General features: G+C 71.3%; 16 protein-coding genes. 7 read left to right on the top strand and 9 right to left on the bottom strand.

Annotated elements, in window-relative coordinates:
• Positions 1 to 46: 46 nt before the first annotated feature.
• From ACZ7EG_RS13230 to ACZ7EG_RS13215, 4 genes are all read right to left on the bottom strand, one after another.
• On the bottom strand, positions 47 to 1,090 hold the full coding sequence (locus ACZ7EG_RS13230; RefSeq protein ID WP_471076537.1) for a hypothetical protein: 1,044 nt from the start codon (positions 1,088 to 1,090) through the stop codon (positions 47 to 49).
• Between the two features lie 128 nt (positions 1,091 to 1,218).
• Complete coding sequence (locus ACZ7EG_RS13225) at positions 1,219 to 1,794, bottom strand: SigE family RNA polymerase sigma factor (protein WP_471076534.1); 576 nt, start codon at positions 1,792 to 1,794, stop codon at positions 1,219 to 1,221.
• Positions 1,795 to 2,345: 551 nt separating this feature from the next.
• The gene (locus ACZ7EG_RS13220) at positions 2,346 to 3,440 is read right to left on the bottom strand and encodes an aspartate-semialdehyde dehydrogenase (protein ID WP_471076531.1); all 1,095 of its coding nucleotides are present in this window, start codon (positions 3,438 to 3,440) and stop codon (positions 2,346 to 2,348) included.
• Positions 3,440 to 4,717, bottom strand: coding sequence for an aspartate kinase (locus ACZ7EG_RS13215; RefSeq protein ID WP_031140483.1), 1,278 nt, complete (start codon positions 4,715 to 4,717; stop codon positions 3,440 to 3,442). The genes ACZ7EG_RS13220 and ACZ7EG_RS13215 overlap by 1 nt, the downstream gene beginning before the upstream one ends.
• A 233-nt stretch (positions 4,718 to 4,950) precedes the next feature.
• Between ACZ7EG_RS13215 and ACZ7EG_RS13210 the strand changes: the two genes are divergently transcribed.
• Positions 4,951 to 5,745, top strand: a complete 795-nt coding sequence (locus ACZ7EG_RS13210) for a response regulator transcription factor (RefSeq protein WP_471076528.1) — start codon at positions 4,951 to 4,953, stop codon at positions 5,743 to 5,745.
• On the top strand, positions 5,742 to 7,100 hold the full coding sequence (locus ACZ7EG_RS13205; protein ID WP_471076525.1) for a sensor histidine kinase: 1,359 nt from the start codon (positions 5,742 to 5,744) through the stop codon (positions 7,098 to 7,100). Before ACZ7EG_RS13210 ends, ACZ7EG_RS13205 begins: the two co-directional genes overlap by 4 nt.
• Positions 7,101 to 7,106: 6 nt before the next feature.
• On the opposite strand, the gene ACZ7EG_RS13200 is transcribed toward ACZ7EG_RS13205, so the two are convergent.
• Positions 7,107 to 7,628, bottom strand: a complete 522-nt coding sequence (locus ACZ7EG_RS13200) for an SgcJ/EcaC family oxidoreductase (RefSeq protein ID WP_471076522.1) — start codon at positions 7,626 to 7,628, stop codon at positions 7,107 to 7,109.
• A 171-nt stretch (positions 7,629 to 7,799) separates the two neighbouring features.
• Between ACZ7EG_RS13200 and ACZ7EG_RS13195 the strand changes: the two genes are divergently transcribed.
• The 4 genes from ACZ7EG_RS13195 (at position 7,800) to ACZ7EG_RS13180 (ending at position 10,966) form a co-directional block, all read left to right on the top strand.
• Positions 7,800 to 8,636 (top strand): PhzF family phenazine biosynthesis protein, encoded by an 837-nt coding sequence (locus ACZ7EG_RS13195; protein WP_471076519.1) that lies wholly within the window; start codon positions 7,800 to 7,802, stop codon positions 8,634 to 8,636.
• A 106-nt stretch (positions 8,637 to 8,742) separates the two neighbouring features.
• Positions 8,743 to 9,369: a hypothetical protein gene (locus ACZ7EG_RS13190; protein ID WP_471076516.1), complete on the top strand. Its 627-nt coding sequence runs from the start codon at positions 8,743 to 8,745 to the stop codon at positions 9,367 to 9,369.
• A 1-nt stretch (position 9,370) separates the two neighbouring features.
• The gene (locus tag ACZ7EG_RS13185; RefSeq protein ID WP_471076513.1) at positions 9,371 to 10,279 is read left to right on the top strand and encodes a hypothetical protein; all 909 of its coding nucleotides are present in this window, start codon (positions 9,371 to 9,373) and stop codon (positions 10,277 to 10,279) included.
• Positions 10,280 to 10,300: 21 nt separating this feature from the next.
• Positions 10,301 to 10,966: a response regulator gene (locus tag ACZ7EG_RS13180; protein ID WP_471076510.1), complete on the top strand. Its 666-nt coding sequence runs from the start codon at positions 10,301 to 10,303 to the stop codon at positions 10,964 to 10,966.
• Between the two features lie 17 nt (positions 10,967 to 10,983).
• On the opposite strand, the gene ACZ7EG_RS13175 is transcribed toward ACZ7EG_RS13180, so the two are convergent.
• The 3 genes from ACZ7EG_RS13175 to ACZ7EG_RS13165 all read right to left on the bottom strand — a co-directional run bounded on the left by ACZ7EG_RS13175 (position 10,984) and on the right by ACZ7EG_RS13165 (position 12,689).
• Positions 10,984 to 11,643 (bottom strand): DUF5063 domain-containing protein, encoded by a 660-nt coding sequence (locus tag ACZ7EG_RS13175; RefSeq protein ID WP_344461245.1) that lies wholly within the window; start codon positions 11,641 to 11,643, stop codon positions 10,984 to 10,986.
• Positions 11,636 to 12,235, bottom strand: coding sequence for a recombination mediator RecR (recR, locus tag ACZ7EG_RS13170; protein ID WP_003991835.1), 600 nt, complete (start codon positions 12,233 to 12,235; stop codon positions 11,636 to 11,638). Before recR ends, ACZ7EG_RS13175 begins: the two co-directional genes overlap by 8 nt.
• A gap of 94 nt (positions 12,236 to 12,329) precedes the next feature.
• Positions 12,330 to 12,689: a YbaB/EbfC family nucleoid-associated protein gene (locus ACZ7EG_RS13165; RefSeq protein ID WP_471076507.1), complete on the bottom strand. Its 360-nt coding sequence runs from the start codon at positions 12,687 to 12,689 to the stop codon at positions 12,330 to 12,332.
• 276 nt (positions 12,690 to 12,965) lie between these two features.
• Between ACZ7EG_RS13165 and ACZ7EG_RS13160 the strand changes: the two genes are divergently transcribed.
• A complete protein-coding gene (locus tag ACZ7EG_RS13160) occupies positions 12,966 to 13,724 on the top strand; it encodes an SLATT domain-containing protein (RefSeq protein ID WP_471076504.1) in 759 nt (252 codons plus the stop codon).
• A gap of 6 nt (positions 13,725 to 13,730) precedes the next feature.
• Here the strand turns inward: ACZ7EG_RS13160 and ACZ7EG_RS13155 are convergent, their stop codons facing one another.
• A complete protein-coding gene (locus ACZ7EG_RS13155) occupies positions 13,731 to 15,284 on the bottom strand; it encodes a substrate-binding domain-containing protein (RefSeq protein ID WP_471076500.1) in 1,554 nt (517 codons plus the stop codon).
• Between the last annotated feature and the right edge of the window lie 89 nt (positions 15,285 to 15,373).

Raw genomic sequence — 15,373 nt, 5'->3', positions numbered from 1 at the left:
GCCCGGGCCGGGTGGGTCCGCAACCCCTGACGGGCCGCGCCCCCGCCTACGATCCCGCCAGCACGCCCGTCCAGTACACGGTGCCCGCGCACGCGTTGGACACCGTCACCGTGTTCGCGCCCGAGCCGGTGACCGGGGTGTACGTCACCGCCACACTGCCGTCGACCGTGCCGTCCTCCCTGACCAGCTGGGGGGCCGTGCCCGTGTCGCCGCCGGTGGAGGTGCCGGCCGTGGTCGTCGGGTCCTCCGACGGGGTCGGATCCGGGCTGGGGTCGGGGCCGCCGACGCTGCCGCCGGGAGTGGGGCAGGTCTCGGAGGGCACCCAGGCGAACTTCACGTCGTAGCCGATGCCCGGCTGGAGCACCAGCTGGGCGGCCTCCAGGGACGGGTCGGGCAGCAGACCGGCCGCCGCGTCGCCCGCGGTGTGGCGGGCCTGACCGACCTTGCTGACGTCGGCCGCGCCCTGCGGCAGCACGCTCACCGAGCCGGGGCCGGTGACCGTGCATGCCGCGCCGGAGACGTTGGTGACGCGGAAGGAGCCGGAGACCGCGCCGGTGGAGTCGGGGGCGCCCGCGCTTCCGGAGGCGGGGCCGAGCTGGGCCGCGGTGCACGCCTGGATGCCTGCGGCGGCGGTGGAGGAAGGGCCGGTACCGCCGCCCTGGGACGCGCCGGTGGAGGTGCCGGCCCCCTTGCCCTTGCCCTTCTCCTTCTTGTCGCCCTTCTCCTTGCCCTCGGCCTTGCCGGAGGAGCCGCCCGCGGTGCTCTCGCCGCCGTCCGGGCCCTTGCCCTGACTCGTACCGCCCTGGGTCTGCGAGGTGTGGCCGATGGCGGCCGGGTTGGCCTCGGAGCCGGTGGCGTTGGAGACGTGCACGAGGGCGGGGACGGCCGTGCCGATGAAGAGCGCGGCGGCCGCCATGCCGACGACGGCCTGCCGCTTGCGGGCCCGCCGCTGCGGTACCGCCTTGCGCAGGTAGTCCAGGGTGCCGTCGCGCGGTTCCACCTCCTGCACCACCTGGTGCAGCATTGTGCGCAGGTCCAGCTCGTCCGAGTCGAACCCTTCGGGGTTCTGGTCGTCGGGGCCGTGGTTCACAGTTCCGTTCCCAGCGTGCGATTGCTTCGGATCTTGCCCGTGCCGCCTTGTCGGCGCCTGCCACTCTCCCAGGCGCTCGACGGGCTCGGGGCGGTCGCGCCCGTTGCCGCCGGTGCCGTTGCCGTCCCTCATGCCGGCGCCTCCATGGCCAGCCGGAGCGCCGCGATACCGCGCGATCCGTAGGCCTTGACGGAGCCGAGGGATATGCCGAGCGTCTCGGCGACCTGCGCCTCGGTCATGTCCGCGAAGTAGCGCAGCACCAGCACCTCGCGCTGGCGGCGCTGCAGCCCCTTCATCGCCTTGATGAGGGAGTCGCGCTCCAGCTGGTCGTAGGCACCTTCCTCGGCGCTGGCCATGTCGGGCATGGGCTTCGACAGCAGCTTCAGGCCGAGTATGCGGCGGCGCAGCGCGGAACGGGAGAGGTTGACGACGGTCTGGCGCAGGTACGCCAGGGTCTTCTCGGGGTCCCGGACGCGCTTGCGGGCGGAGTGGACACGGATGAACGCCTCCTGGACGACGTCCTCGCAGGAGGCGGTGTCGTCGAGGAGGAGGGCGGCGAGGCCCAGCAGCGAGCGGTAGTGCGCCCGGTAGGTCTCGGTGAGGTGGTCGACGGAGGTCCCGGCCGCCACGCCGTCCTCTGCGCCGTCACGCTGGTCGGGTATGCGGGCCGGCCGCGCTGCGGGCACGGGCGCGATCACCGGCATGCCACCGGGCGTACCGGCCATGCGGGGTCGGAGAGCCGCCGGACGGGGCGGTCGGAGGACCGCGCCGCGCGCCGCACTGAAGTCGAGTACCTCTGCCACGCCTGTTGGACACGCTGACCCCCGTGAGGGTTGTACGTGCCGGGCATCACTTTCACGCCGACCGTCGCTGTTGCCGGTCTACCCGCGTCAGGCAGCACAGTCGATGGTGCGTTCATGGCCCTCATGCGTCCCGCTCTTCCCTTATATCCAAATGTGAACGGACGTCCCCACGCCCGGTTCCAGGCGTCCCCACGCCTGTAAGCGCTCCCACGGCCGAAGGGCGACCGCAAAGACGCTCCCCGCCCTTCGCGCGGTTGCGGAGAGCGGGGAGGTAAATCCTCTGATGCCGAAGCGCCATGGACAAGTGGTCCGGATCATCGACCGGCTCACATGTCGTCCACAGATCCTACAAACCGCCTCTGACATCGGCCGGGGGATTCGGCGCGGCGGAAACGCCACGACACCCGGCGACCTGCGGCCTGCGGTAGGAGACGGTCGCGCCGTCTGCCGGCTCACACGGGTCGGGACAGCTCGGCCGCGACCACCTCGGCGATCTGAGCGGTGTTGAGCGCGGAGCCCTTGCGCAGGTTGTCCCCGCACACGAACAGTTCCAGCGCCGTGGGGTCGTCCAGCGCACGCCGGACCCGACCGACCCAGGTCGGGTCGGTGCCGACCACGTCGGCGGGGGTCGGGAACTCCCCCGCGGCCGGGTTGTCGAACAGCACGACCCCGGGCGCCGTGGCGAGGATCTCGCGGGCCTTGTCGACGGTGACCTCGCCCTCGAAGCGGGCGTGCACGGTCACCGAGTGCGTGGTGATCACCGGCACCCGGACACAGGTGACGGCCACGGGAAGGCCGGGCAGACCGAGGATCTTGCGGGCCTCGTCCCGCACCTTCAGCTCCTCCGACGACCAGCCGTCCTCGCACGCCGTACCGGTCCAGGGCACGACGTTCAGCGCGACCGGCTCGGGGAACGGCCCGGTCCCGTCGCCGACGGCCCGGCGTACGTCGCCCGGGTGCACGCCCAGCTCCGTGCCCGCGACCAGGGACAGCTGCCGGCGCAGGGTCTCCACGCCGGCGCGCCCGGCGCCGCTGACGGCCTGGTACGAGGAGGCGACCAGCTCGCGCAGGCCGAACTCGGCGTGCAGCGCGCCCAGGGCCACGATCATGGAGAGCGTCGTGCAGCTGGGGTTGGCGATGATCCCGCGCGGACGCATCCGCACGGCGTGCGGGTTGACCTCGGGCACGACGAGCGGCACGTCCGGGTCCATCCGGAACACGCCGGAGTTGTCGACGACCACCGCGCCCTTGGCGGCGGCGACGGGCGCCCACCGCTCGGCGACCTCGTCGGGGACGTCGAACATGGCGACGTCGACGCCGTCGAAGGCCTCCTCGGCGAGCGCGACGACCTCGGTCTCCTCGCCGCGGACGGTCAGTTTGCGGCCGGCCGAGCGCGGGGAGGCGATCAGCCGGATCTCGCCCCAGACGTCGGCCCGCTGGGACAGGATCCGGAGCATGACCGTGCCGACGGCTCCGGTCGCCCCCACCACGGCAAGCGTCGGACGCCCGGACCGTCCGGTCCGGGCGTCCTGTCGGAGATCGGCCATCAGCGGCCGGTGCCTCCGTAGACGACGGCCTCGTCGCTGTCGGAGTCGAGCCCGAACGCGGAGTGCACGGCGCGGACGGCCTCGGGGACGTCGTCGGCGCGGGTGACGACCGAGATGCGGATCTCGGAGGTCGAGATCAGCTCGATGTTCACGCCCGCGTCGGACAGGGCCGTGAAGAAGTCGGCCGTGACGCCCGGGTTGGTCTTCATGCCGGCGCCGACGAGGGAGATCTTGCCGATCTGGTCGTCGTAGCGCAGGGAGTCGAAGCCGATGCCGGCCTTGTTCTTCTCCAGCGCGTCGATGGCCTTGCGGCCCTCGGTCTTCGGCAGCGTGAAGGAGATGTCCGTCAGGCCCGTGGAGGCGGCGGACACGTTCTGCACGACCATGTCGATGTTGATCTCGGCGTCGGCGATCGTGCGGAAGATCGAGGCCGCCTCGCCCGGCTTGTCCGGCACGCCGACGACCGTGACCTTGGCCTCGGAGGTGTCGTGCGCGACACCGGAGATGAGAGCCTGCTCCACCTGCTTGTCCCCTTGCGTAATCGGCTCGCTGCTGACCCATGTGCCCTGAAGTCCGCTGAAGCTGGACCGGACGTGGATCGGGATGTTGTACCGGCGGGCGTACTCCACACAGCGGTGGAGCAGCACCTTCGACCCGGAAGCGGCCAGTTCGAGCATGTCCTCGAAGGAGATCCAGTCGATCTTCCGGGCCTTCTTCACCACGCGCGGGTCGGCGGTGAACACGCCGTCGACGTCGGTGTAGATCTCGCAGACATCGGCGTCCAGGGCGGCGGCGAGGGCCACCGCGGTGGTGTCGGAGCCGCCGCGGCCGAGCGTGGTGATGTCCTTGGTGTCCTGGCTGACGCCCTGGAAACCGGCGACGATCGCGATGTTGCCCTCGTCCACCGAGGTCTTGATCCGGCCCGGCGTGACGTCGATGATCCGGGCCTTGTTGTGGACCGAGTCGGTGATGACACCCGCCTGGCTGCCGGTGAACGACTGGGCCTCGTGGCCCAGCTTTTTGATCGCCATGGCCAGCAGGGCCATGGAGATCCGCTCTCCGGCGGTCAGCAGCATGTCGAGCTCGCGCCCGGCAGGCATCGGGGAAACCTGCTCGGCGAGATCGATCAGCTCGTCCGTCGTGTCGCCCATCGCGGAAACCACGGCGACCACCTGGTTGCCGTTCTGCTTCGCTTCCACGATCCGCTTGGCGACGCGCTTGATGCCCTCGGCATCGGCTACGGAGGAGCCTCCGTACTTCTGCACGACAAGGCCCACGTGCGCTCCTCGCTCAATCCGTCTCTATCCGCTCATACGCATTCGTACCGCGGTCGGCTCAGTCTAACGAGCGTCCGAAAAACCCCTCCGCGATATCGCATGGTGAGATCTCGGTCCGCCCGTCCAGAGTCGCTCATGCCCATCTGGGCACAGGCCACTCGGGAAAGTGCCCGGTGTCACAATCGCACGAGGGCGATCCCGGTCTCACAACTTTCAAGCACTAGGGTTCGGCTGTGCGCGTACTCCTGGTGGAAGACGATGAACCGGTCGCCGCGTCCCTGCGCCGTGGCCTCAAGCGCTACGGCTTCGAGGTCGAGTGGGTCCCCACGGGCGGGGCGGCCCTCGGGCACGAGGGTCCCTACGACGTCGTCCTGCTCGATCTCGGTCTGCCCGACACCGACGGCCTGGACGTCTGCAAGGCGCTGCGCGAGCGGGGCGACGTCCCGATCATCGTGATCAGCGCCCGCAGCGACGAGACGGACCGGGTGGTCGGCCTGGAGCTCGGCGCGGACGACTACGTCTCCAAGCCGTTCGGCGTCCGCGAGGTCATCGCGCGGATAAGGGCGGTCATGCGCCGCACCCGGCCCCGCACCCCCGCGGGGACGCCCGACGCCGGCCCCGACCGCTACGGCACGCGCCTCACGCTCGACCGCAAGGCCGCCCGGGTGCGCCTGGACGGCGAGGAGGTCGCCCTCGCGCCCAAGGAGTACGACCTGCTGGCCTTCCTCACCGAGGAGCCCGGGGCGCTGATGTCGCGCGAGCAGATCATGGAAGCGGTCTGGGACGCGAACTGGTTCGGCCCGACGAAGACGCTGGACGTGCACGTGGCGGCGCTGCGGCGCAAGCTCGCCGGGGCGATCACCATCGAGGCGGTGCGCGGGGTCGGCTTCCGGCTGGAGATCACCAGGGACACCGACGCCGACACCGACGTGGGCGGGAGCGGCGGCACGGGCGGGAGCAGCGGCGCAGGCGGGAGCAGCGGCACGGGCGAGAGCAGCGGCGCAGGCGGGAGCGGCGGCGTCTCATGATCCGCCAGCTCGTCCGCAGTTACGTCCTGCTCGTCGCGGTCGCCATCGCGCTGTTCACCGTGCCGGTGGCGTTCACGCTCACGGATCAGCTGCGCGACGACACCAGGTCGGCCGTCACGCGCGAGGCCGACGCCATGGCCCTGCTGCTCGGGGACGGCCGCGCCGCCTCCTGCCGGGCCCTGGAGGAGATGGCCAGGGCCTACGACGACGAGATCCAGGTGACCCGCACGGCGAACTGCCCCGCGGACCTGCCGCGGCCCACCAGGGACGCGGCCCTGGCCAAGGCCCTGGAGGACGGCACCCCCACGACGGACTGGGGTTCCTCCTTCATCTGGGGCCCCGAGCTGGTGGTCACCGTGCCCGCCCGGGCGGCCGGCACGGACCGAATCGTCGGCGCCGTACGCATCGTGTACTCCACCGGCGAGATGACCAGCCGGCTGTGGCAGATCTGGGGCTTCCGGGCGATCCTCGCCGTGCTCGTCCTCGGCGTGGCCGCTCTGCTCGGCGTCGCGGTGGCCCGTCGCCTCACCCGGCCGCTGCGCCAGCTCAACGACATGGCCAGCAAGTTCAGCGACGGCGATCTGACCGCCCGCTCCCCCGTGACGGGCCCGCCCGAGACCCAGACCCTGGCGCGCACCCTCAACCAGGGCGCCGAACGCCTGGACACGCTCATCGCGGCCCAGCGCATCTTCGTCGCGGACGCCTCCCACCAACTGCGCACCCCGCTCACGGCGTTGCGGCTGTCCCTGGACAACATCGCCGACGGCGTGGACGACGAGTTCGTGCGGGAGGACGTGGAGCAGGCGACGGCGGAGGTCGTGCGGATGAGCCGGCTGGTCAGCGGGCTGCTGGTGCTGGCCCGGGCCGAGGCGAGGGTGACGGCGGCCGAGCCGCTCCCGCTGCTGGACATCGTGCGGGAGCGGCTCGCCGTGTGGAGGCCGGCCGCCGACGAGCGCGGTGTCACCATCGCGCTCAGGGGGAGTGCCGACGGCCGCCCGTCTGTGCTGTCCAGCCCCGGTCATCTGGACCAGATGCTGGACAACGTGCTCTCCAACGCCCTGGAGGTATCGCCCGACGGCGGGACGATCACCGTGCGGGTGGAGCCCCGGGGCGATGTGGTGGGGGTGTCGGTGCTCGACGAGGGGCCCGGCATGTCCGACGCCGAGAAGTCCCGCGCCTTCGACCGGTTCTGGCGCGGCCAGGGCCTGACCGGGAAGTCCGGCTCCGGGCTCGGTCTCGCCGTCGTCCGACAGCTGGTGACGGACGACGGCGGGACCGTGGCGCTGACGGACGTGCCGGGCGGCGGCCTGTGCGTGACGATCACGCTACGGGCGTCCCACCGGGGCGGCGGCTGACCCGGCTCAGCCCTGCGGCATCTTCGAGGAGTGGTGGTTCACGATCAGCCACCTGCCGTTCGGCTGCTTCTCGTAGGCGTAGGTGTAGCGGGCCTTGACGGTGCGCTTCTCGCCCGTCTCGTGGTCGGTGAGCGCGAACTCGTAGACACCCGTGTCGATGACGGTGTCGCGGTCGAGGATGTTGACGACGGACTCGAGCTTCGTGCCGAACGGTTTGTTCTGCAGGAAGTGCTCGAAGTAGTCGACGATCCCGGCTCTGTCCGTACGGACCTGGTTGGAGACGGTCGGCAGCAGGACCGCGTCCTTCGCGTACAGGTCGGCGACCTTCTTCGGGTCACCGGTCTGCAGCGCGGCGTTCCAGTCGTCGAACAGGCCGAGCACCTGCGCCTTGGTCACCGGCTTGGCATGCTTCGTGCCCTTGTTCTGCGCGTCCGCTCCGGCGACCCCGGCCCCGAGAGCGAAGGTGCCGGCGGCCAGGACTGCGGTGGCGGCTGCGGCTATGCGTCGGCTGGCGGGGCGGCGGTCCATGACATCTCCAGTGCGTCGAGGGGAGTCTGCTTCCCTCCGCGTTCTCCGCGGTGGAAGTGACTCCAGCCTCGCGTTCCACCGGTTAGGGGCCGTGCAGCCCACATACAGGGGACGTGCAAGGAGACTCCAAATCACGCGGCGTGAGCGGGGGCCGGGCGCTACCGTCTGGGCATGGAGATACTGCGCTACGTGGCGTTCAGCACGGATCCCAAGGGCGGCAACCCCGCCGGGGTGGTGCTCGACGCGAGCGGTGCCGACGACGCGGCGATGCTGGCGACGGCGGCCGAAGTGGGCTACTCCGAAACGGCCTTCGTGGTGGACTCCGGCGACGGCCCCTTGGACGTCCGGTACTTCAGCCCGCTCGCCGAGGTGCCGTTCTGCGGCCACGCGACGATCGCCACCGCCGTGGCGCACGCGGAGCGGCACGGCACCGGACGACTGCGCCTGCGCACCCAGGCCGGACCGGTCACCGTCACCACGGACCGGGCGGCGGACGGCTCCCTCGTGGCGACCCTGGTGAGCGTCGCGCCGCGCACGGTCCCGCTCGAAGGGGCGGACCTCGCCGAACTGCTGGCGATCCTCGGCTGGTCCGCCGGTGACCTGGACCCGGCGCTGCCGCCCCGGGTCGCCTTCGCCGGCGCCTGGCACCCGGTCATCGCCGCCGCGAGCCGCGAACGGCTGGCGGACCTGGACTACGACATGGCCGCGCTCACCACCCTGATGGCCCGCCGGGACTGGACCACGATCGACCTGGTCTGGCGGGAGTCGCCCACCGTCTTCCACGCCCGCAACCCGTTCCCGCCCGGTGGGGTGGTCGAGGACCCGGCGACGGGGGCGGCGGCCGCCGCGTTCGGCGGCTACCTGCGCGAGTTCGGCCTCGTACCGACCCCTGCCACCCTGACGGTTCACCAGGGCGCGGACCTGGGACGGCCCAGCACGATCACCGTGACCGTACCGGCGGAACCGGACACGGGCATCGGCGTGACGGGGACGGCCGTACGGCTCTGACCCGGGAAGGTCGCTCTTCCGCGTGAAATGCGCGCCAACCCCCTTGCTGCAGACGGGTGTTGCCCTACGCTGACTTGCTCGCGCACGTCGCTGTCGGGGGGCGAACATGATCGTGCAGTGGTGCATCAAAGGGCTGGCGTTACCGGGTGACGACGAGGCCCGCGCGCTCATCGACGGCAGGTCCGGGATCTCCAGCCGCTGGTTGCTGAAGAACGGCCAGGTCCCGCTGGCCGAATTCGCGACCAGGCTCACCGAGCAGAACCTTGATCGGCACGTCAATCACTTCGAGCGGAAGGACCCGGCCACCGGACGGCCGTTCTGCGAGGAGAGCCCGTTCATCTCCCTCTCGTGCGGGACGGTGGAGCGGGACGCGGTGGCGAAGACCAACTTCGTCCACACCGCGCGCCACACGGCGTTGTGGTTCGGCACGCAGTTCGGAGCCCGGCCGGAGGCCTACCTCTACACGTGCTGGGTCGTGCTGGCACCCCGGTCGGCGGTGTCGGTGCCCGGGGTCGCCGAGGAGATCCGGGACCTGAACACCTACCGCAGGTATTCGCCCTTCCAGACCGAGGGCGAAGTGACGGCCAAGGTCTACGTGCCCGCGACGCAGGTACGCGGCTGCGAGAAGTGGACCTGGGACCGCAGGGAGAAACGGCTGCGGAAAAGGTGGGAGTACCTCAATCCCCACTTCACGGAGCCCGAGGCGCTGAGCAATGTCAGGGAGCTGATCTGAGATGGCCTTGCCGCCCTCGGATCCCTCGCCGCTGCGGCCGCTTCAGCTCTCCGCCGAACAGGTCGCCCTCGCCGCCGACTTCCACGAGGCCTACGCCCGCCTGGTCCTCGGGGAAGCGGATTCCGACGGAAGGCCGGCCTCGCATGCCCTGATCGAGGCCGCGTCGGCCTACCGGCTGGCCGGCCAGTGGCGCCTGCTGGTCGATCCCCACCAGGCCGTTCGGGGGGCGCTCGCGCAGGCCGCCGACCTGTTCACCAGGGCAGGTCTCACCTTCGGCGCTTATCTCCAGGCCTCACTGGCACCCCGCGGGGTCGAGCGGTCCACTCGCGAGAGGTGGACCCGGCGGCTCCTCCTGCACGGCACTCCCAGAAGCGCCGACGACGCCATGAGGCGCGAGACGGACGACCTGCTGGACCACCCGCAGCAGCAGGCCTACCTCCTGCTGGCATGCGCCATGCTGGCCGGAGGGGATCCGGAAGCCAGGGACACGCTCACCGGATTCGCCACCGAGTCGCCGCACCGGGTCGGCGTGGTACCGGTGGGCTCCCTGGCCATGCCCGTACGGATGTTCTGGGGGCTCGCCCTGAACCTCCTGGAGGAGGACGGCGACCACGCGGCGGAGTCCTACGCCGCAACGCTGTCCGAGCTGTCCCGGGCCTACGCCAAGTCGGTCGATCTCGCCATGGCGAACGAACTGACCTGGTTCAAGGCGGCGGCCCCCGTCGATGTCGCTGACCTCGACGTGATCGGGGCGATGGCGATGGGGGTACGGCGTTTCGGCGAGGTCAGGATGCGTCGCCTGCTGGCGGACGTGGCCGGTGAACTGCCGGCCGTAGCCGAGGTGCCGCTGAACATCGGGATGGATGTGGCGAGGCCACCCGGTCCGCACATTCCGCCTCTCGACCTGTGACCGCCCTCTCGGAGGCATGACATGAAGGAAGCGAGCGCCTTGATCGAGGCCCTCACCGGGCTCGCCTGGCCGCTGTTCGCCTCGGTGGTGGTCTGGCGGCTGTTCCCCTTGATCAAAGGCCTCGTGGGCAGGGGCAACTTCACCGTCCGGGTCGGGGACGCCGAGCTGACCGTGCAGCAGTTCTCCGACCAGCTCGTGGAGACCACCGCCGACATCCAGCAGCGGCTCACCGCCGTCAGCGCGGGCGACGGGCCGCGGGAGGCGTCCGAACCGACCGAGCGGCCACCCCGTCTGCTCCGCAGAGTGCTGTGGGTGGACGACCAGCCGGCGAACAACGCCTACGAGACGGCCCAACTCCAGGCCCTGGGCGTGGAGGTGGTGCACGCCACGTCCACGCAGGAGGGCGTCCGTGCTCTGCACCGGGCTCGGCCCGCCTTCGACGCCGTGATCTCGGACATGGGCCGGAGCGAAGCCGCCGGATACAACACGGACGCCGGACTGGACCTCATCCGCGAGATCCGGACCTTCGACGACGCGACACCGGTGTTCGTCTACGCCAGCGCCAAGACGGCGGCGAGGACGGACGAGATCGCCACCGCGGGCGGCAACGGTGTCGCATGGTCACCGGTGAAACTCTTCGATCTGCTGCACGGCGCAGGGGAGTTCCCGGGAGCGGCCGAGGGCTGAGCACCGCTCCACGGCGGCTACTTCGCCGGACGCAGCCCCAGCGGCCCCGCGATCTCCTCCGCCATCACCCGGCCCGCCTCGATCTCCAGTGTGTCGTCGCCCATGCCCTGGTCCGTGTCCAGGCCGTCGAGTTCGGCGAGGGGCTGGTCGAGGCGGACGTGGGCGAGGACCGACTGCAGGGCCCGCAGGCTCGCCGAGGCGGTGGAGCCCCAGTTGGAGAAGTAGGAGAACTGCCACCACCACAGGGCCTCCGTGGTGCGGCCCGCCCGGTAGTGGGCCATGCCGTGCCGCAGGTCCGTGATGACGTCCGTGAGGTCGTCGGAGATACGGGCCGGCACCGGGGCCTTGCGCGGCTCGTAGGGGTCGAAGACCTCGGAGTAGACGTCGATCGGGTCCAGCAGGCGGGCCAGGTTCTCGCGGAGCTCGTCGACGTCCGCCTCGGGACCCGAGTCGGGTTCGTAACGCTCGTCGGGCACGATGTCCTCGTGCGCGCCGAGCCGGCCGCCGGCCAGGAGGAGCTGGGAGACCTCCAGCAGGAGGAAGGGGACGGCCGATTCCGGCTCGTCGCCCTTGGCGACCTCCGTGACGGCGACCAGGAAGCTCTCGATCTGGTCCGCGATCTGGACCGCGAAGTCGTCCGGGTTCTGGTCGGTCGCGTGCAGCGTGGCGTCAGACATCTAGGAGTCGTCTCCCCTCGAAGGCGCGTCCGAGGGTGACCTCGTCCGCGTATTCCAGGTCCCCACCCACCGGGAGGCCGCTGGCCAGGCGGGTGACCTTCAGGCCCATGGGCTTGATCATGCGGGCGAGGTACGTCGCCGTCGCCTCGCCCTCCAGGTTCGGGTCCGTGGCGAGGATCAGCTCGGTGACCGTGCCGTCGGCGAGCCGGGCCAGGAGCTCCCTGATGCGCAGGTCGTCGGGGCCCACCCCGTCGATCGGGCTGATCGCGCCGCCCAGGACGTGGTAGCGGCCCCTGAACTCACGCGTGCGCTCGATCGCCACGACGTCCTTCGGCTCCTCGACCACACAGATGACGGCCGGGTCGCGGCGGGTGTCGCGGCAGATGTTGCACAGCTCCTCCTGTGCGACGTTGCCGCAGGTCGCGCAGAAGCGGACCTTCGCCTTGACCTCCATCAGGGCCTGTGCGAGACGCCGTACGTCGGTCGGCTCGGCCTGCAGGATGTGGAAGGCGATCCGCTGGGCGCTCTTCGGACCGACGCCGGGCAGCCGCCCCAGCTCGTCGATCAGGTCCTGGACCACGCCTTCGTACAACGGACTGCCCTTCCTGGGTCTTCGGGGTCGGTGCGTACCGTCCCGTACGTACCGTAGTTGTCTGCCGCCTGTCCGAGGAAGGCGGTGTGCAGGGTCAGAACGGCAGGCCGGGGATGCCGCCGCCGCCCAGACCCTGCGCGAGCGGGCCCAGCTTCTGCTGCTGGAGCGTCTGCGCGTTCTCGTTGGCCGCCTGGACGGCCGCCACGACCAGGTCGGCGAGGGTCTCGGCCGTCTCTTCGGCGGACGCCGCCTCGGGATCCACCGCCTTCGGGTCGATCTTCAGGGCGCGCAGCTCGCCGGCGCCGGTGACGGTGGCCGTCACCAGACCGCCGCCCGACTGCCCGTCGACCTCCGTCTGCGCCAGTTCCTCCTGCGCCTGCGCCAGGTCCTGTTGCATCTTCTGGGCCTGCTGGAGCAGCTGCTGCATATTGGGCTGGCCACCACCGGGGATCACGATCAGCTCCTTGCTCGGTACGGGTTTTCCCGTTCGGCACGAGCCTACGTGGTCGGGGCTGCCGTCGCCCCAGCACTCTTTCGAGTGAGTCCCCCTCGCGCCCTATACCTGATCAAGGAATACTTCCGGGCGGAAAAGAGGCGAAAGCTACGTCTTCGCCACCCATTGGGAGGTAGGAAGAGTCGGGCGCGTTCCGGATGCGGGTTCTCGTCCATCGCGCAGCGTGATCGGTGAGTGAACCGTACGTGGTCATTCGTGGTCAGTGAGGAGTGCCGGGTGGGTCAGCCGGAGATGCAGCCCGAGGGGCCGCCTCAGGACGGGCGGGGCGAGCAGGCGGCGGCCGGGCTGCGGCCGGGCGATCTGACCGGGCGGGTCTTCCCGCTCGGGGACTGGGGCGAGCCGGCCCTCCGGCTGGACGAGCTGTACCGGTGGGTGGAGCGCGGGGCGCTGCGGACGGCGGCCTGGTACCTCGCCGACCGGGTGTGGAAGCGGCGGTGCGCGCGGGTGCTGCGCTGCGGGGCCGCGGCAGGGGCGGTCACCGGGGTCGCGCTGCCGCTGCTGGATCTGACCGGGGTCGCGGGCGGGATCGCACCCTGGGGGTGTCTGGCGCTGCTGCTGGGGGCGGCGTGCGTGGCCGTCGACCGGTACTTCGGGGTGACGTCCGGCTGGATGCGGGACGTGGCCACCGCGCAGGCCGTGCAGCGACGGCTGCAGGCGCTGCAGTTCGACTGGGCTGCGGAGAGTGTGCGGGAGGTGCTGGGGCCGGCGGAGGGGACGGCCGGTGAGGCGGCCGAGCGGTGTCTGTCGGTGCTGCGGAGGTTCTCCGAGGACGTGACCGAGCTGGTGCGGGTGGAGACGGCGGACTGGATGGGGGAGTTCCGGTCGGGGGGTGCCGCGCCGGCGGGGTTGCAGGCGGTGGTGTTCCCGGGGCCGGGCCGCGGGCCCGAGACAGGGCTGAACGGACGGTTCCCGGTGCCGCCGCACGGCGGGACCCGGCCGAACATGCCCCGCCAGCGTCCGCCGGAGCCGCGGTGAGGGGCCTCAACTCCCGCCGTCCTGCGCGCACAGGGTGAGCCCATCCGGCATCCAGCACGGCACGTGGCCGTGGGTGCGGATGACGTCCTGGCCGTTGCCGCGGGCCAGGTACGTGAGGAAGCTGCTGGCGAGGGAGTCGGCCGGGGGGCGGCCGTAGGTGTAGGCGTACTCGATCTCGCGGTAGGGGTAGGCGCTCGTGCCGCGTTCGATGGCGTCGACGGACGGCGGGTCGCCGTCCAGACGCAGCGCGTGCAGGCCCTTCGCTCGGGCGGCGAGGTTCAGTTCGCTGTAGCCGACGGCGCCGGGAAGGCCGGCGACGGTCGCCAGGACCTGCTCGGTGGAGTCGAGTTCGCAGCGCAGGACGGTCGCCGTGGGGTCGTCCTTGTGGACGCAGTCGACGGAGGAGTTGGCGATCTCGCCCCGGCCCAGCACCCGGCGCTGGAAGACCTGTCTCGTCCCCGAATTGGCGTCCCGGCTGACGAGGCGCACGGGCAGGTCGGGGCCGCCGAGCTGCCGCCAGTTGCGGATCTCGCCCCGGTACAGGCGCCGGACGTCGTCGGTGGACAGGTTCGTCAGCTTCACGTCGTCGTTGACCACGAGCGCGAAGACGGACACCGCCACCCGGTTCTCGCGCAGGTCGGGCAGGCCGGCCGGCTTGGGGCCGTCCGAGAGGGCCAAGACCGGCGGGGAGCCCGCGGAGTCCCGTTTCGCCCGGTCGCCGGCGGCCGTGAGCTCGCGGATCCCGGCCGTGGAACCGTGGGCGTCCACGTCGATGACGGGGTCGCCGCCGCAGTCCCGCTCGTACTTCTCGGCCACCTCGCGCAGGACGGGCGCGAACGCCGTGGAGCCGGTGAGGGTGAGGGTGCCGCTCGCGCAGCCGATCGGGGGCGGGGTGTCGTCCTGGGCGACGACGATCGCCGCCAGGGTGACCACGCTCGCCGTGAGCGCGATGGTGATCAGCCGCGCGGCCCGGCTGAACAGCGGCGGCTTCTCGTCCGGCGTGGCGCTGCGGTTGGGGTGCACCTCGCCGTCGCGCAGGCCGCCGACCAGCCGGATCTCGTCCCCGACGTCACCGCCGGAGAGGAGGACGAGCAGCTTGAAATGGTCGCCGCGGTTGAGCGGGACGCGCGGGATGCGCAGGGTGTTCCCGTCGTAGGCGAAGCCGCGGCCGGCCGTGAAGTGGTCCATGAGGTGGTCGGTGTCCGACGGCTGGGTGACCGAGACACCGCGGACGGTACGGCCCGCGAACACCGCGGTCAGACCGTGCACTTCGGGGCCGGTGTAGTCGTCGCGGTCGATGCCCTGCGAGCCGTCGTTCTCGATGCGCAGCAGGACGAGCGTCGCGTCGGACATGTCGGGAGCCTCGTCGAACAGGCCGAGGCGGCGGTTGGCGCGGCCCGAGCGCACGTCGTCGCCGATGGGGTTGTCCATCTGCACGCGGTAGCCGACGCGTTTGCGGCGCGGTACCCGGCGCTCGTACCAGACCATCACGCCCGAGGCGATGATGCCGAGGAGGGCGGTGGCCACGGCCACGAGGTTCTCCGCGCTCAACCACTCCACCGTGAGTGCCCCCGCCGCCGCCCGGACGATCCGATCGTCCGGTCACCGTACGGCCGTGCGAGCTCCCATCCGGATGTCGTCGGCCGGAA

This window comes from Streptomyces sp. NPDC037100, assembly GCF_055606225.1.
The sequence above is the reverse complement of the archived record's forward strand: the minus strand, read 5'-3'. Positions and strand labels throughout refer to the sequence as shown.